Annotated in this window: 1 protein-coding gene; it reads left to right on the top strand. The window is 48.1% G+C overall.

The features are described from left to right. Positions 1-2,779, top strand: a 2,779-nt coding sequence (locus tag ACX0G9_RS31540; RefSeq protein ID WP_459068981.1) for a condensation domain-containing protein, incomplete at both ends; no start/stop codon positions are given.

Raw genomic sequence — 2,779 nt, 5'->3', positions numbered from 1 at the left:
CGGACCACCTGGCCTATGTGATCTATACTTCGGGATCGACGGGACAACCCAAAGGAGTAATGATCGAACATCGCAGCCTGGTCAATTATCTTTTAAACAGTAAAACGCAATATGGTGGAAAAGGTACTGAGGCTGGGAACGGGACCTTAATTCATTTATCATACACCTTCGATGCATCCCTGACAGGCCTATTCATGCCTTTGTTGTCCGGTCAACCGATGGTGATCGGCGCCGGAAAGGGAGTGGAGCTCTTTACCGATGCCGGCGTGAAAAACCATGCGCCTTATGCGTTTGTCAAGTTAACGCCTGCCCATATGGCTTTACTGGAAACTGCGATGCGGGAAGGAGATGGGACAGCACTGACAGGAAAACTAATTTTGGGGGGTGAAGCGCTGCGGAACAGGCATTTTCAATACTGGAAGGACAAGGGAAAGGTAATACAAATCATAAATGAGTATGGTCCCACCGAAGCGACTGTGGGCTGCTGCACCTATGCTTTTTTTACGGATGAGCTCATTCCGGAATGGGGCAACGGAATATCGATCGGCAAACCGATCGATAATGTACAGATCTATTTATTGAATGAGGATAAGAAGTTAGTGCCGGTAGGAGTGGCGGGGGAGTTGTATATAGGTGGGGCAGGATTGGCTCGCGGTTATTGGAATCGCCCGGAATTAACGAAGGAGAAATTTATCCCTGATCCCTTTAGCAGCTTACCGGGGTCAAGGCTATACAGGACAGGGGATCTGGCGCGTTGGCTGCCGGATGGCAACCTGGCCTATTTAGGACGTTTGGATGAACAGGTGAAGATCAGAGGTTACCGGGTCGAGCCGGGTGAGACAGAATCGGTTTTACAGCAATGCGGACTGGTTTGCCAGGGAGCTGTAGTGGCCAGGGCAGAGGCCGGCGGCGATCTTAGGCTGATCGGTTATGTAGTCCCCGAAGGGGTATTTGACCGGGAATCCATTCTGCAATATCTGAAGAATAAATTGCCTGAGTACATGGTTCCTTCCCTTTTGGTGGAGTTGAAAGAGATGCCCTTAACGATAAACGGGAAGATCGACAGAAAGGCTTTACCAGAGCCAGATGCGCGTGAACAATACGAGGAGCGGTATATTGCTCCCCGGAATAAACTGGAAATGCTGTTGTCAGATATCTGGCAGCAGTTGTTGGGGATTGAGCAGATAGGGATAAACGATAATTTCTTTGCATTGGGAGGACATTCCTTGCTGGCGACACGTGTCGCATCCGCAGTTCGCCGGCAGGCAGGAAGGGAATTGGCCATCCGGAGTTTGTTTCTTCATCCGACGATTGCACAATTAGCGGTTTTTCTCCGGGAGCAGGACAATGATCTATCTCTCCCTTTTCTTACCATACAGGAACGGCCTTTGCATATTCCTCTTTCTTTTAGCCAGGAGCGCCTTTGGTTCATTGACCGGCTGGAAGGAAGCCTAGCCTATCATCTGCCGGCAATTTTGCATTTACATGGTCGCCTTAATGAAGCTGCTCTGGAATATGCCTTGCAACAGATCATCAACCGGCATGAAATTTTAAGAACCGTCATTGAAGAAGAAAAGGGACAGCCGTTCCAACGGGTATTGGATACGGATGGATGGAGGATGGATATTGCTGATCATTCCGTGTATGGCCAGGGGATATCCGTATGGCGGGCATACCTGGAAGAAATGATCAGCAAGCCTTTCGACTTGTCGACGGATCACAAATTAAGAGCATATCTGATCCGGCTGGAGGATGCTGAATCGGTTTTAGCGGTGGTTTTTCACCATATAGCCGCGGATGCCTGGTCCATAGCCGTTATTGTCAGTGAGCTGATTGAATTATATAATGCCCGGGCAGAGGAGCGTGCCCATCGGTTAGGCCCATTACCCATTCAATATGCAGATTATGCCATTTGGCAACGAAAACAACTGTCCGGAGCTATTTATGACAGGAAGGTTGCTTATTGGAAAGATAAACTGTCCGGGGTCGCTTCTCTGAACCTGCCAACGGATTATCTGCGTCCTGCTGTACAGAATATAACAGGAGGCAGGGTAAGTACAATGGTCGGGAAAAAAATGACCGATACATTGATGACCCTTTCCCATGAGGAAGGGGTGACCTTGTATATGACGTTGCTGACTGTCTTTAAGATATTACTGTTCCGTTATACGGACCAGGAAGATATCTGCATAGGCAGCTCCATAGCCGGAAGGCAATATGCAGAAATAGAAGGACTGATGGGTTTTTTTGCCAATACGCTTGCCTTACGCAGTGAGCTTCAATCGTCCATGACCGCCCTGCAGTTGCTGCAGCAGGTCAAACAAACGACACTGGATGGTTATGAAAACCAGGAGGTTCCTTTCGAAAAAGTGATCGAAGTATTGGGAGTAAAAAGGAATGCAGCATTTAACCCGGTATTTCAGGTGATGTTTGTTTTAGGAAATACCCCGGAAAGGGAAGATCTTAAGTTGGGAGATGTTGGTATTACCCTGGTAGAACCCCTGATGATCATTTCTAAATTTGACCTTACCTTACATATTTCACCATCGGACGAAGGCCTGCATATAAACCTGACTTACCGTACAGACCTGTACAGGGAAGATCGGATGAACCGGATGCTGGGGCATTTTGTAAGCCTGCTTGGTTCAGTAGTATCCAACAGGCATAAACCAGTTGGGCATCTTTCGCTGCTGTCACCGGTAGAGGAGTATCAATTAAGTCAGGAGATCAATAGCTGCTATTGTGATTATCCCAGGGATATAACGGTAACGGGGCTGTT

This window comes from Flavitalea flava (assembly GCF_054461575.1).
The sequence above is the reverse complement of the archived record's forward strand: the minus strand, read 5'-3'. Positions and strand labels throughout refer to the sequence as shown.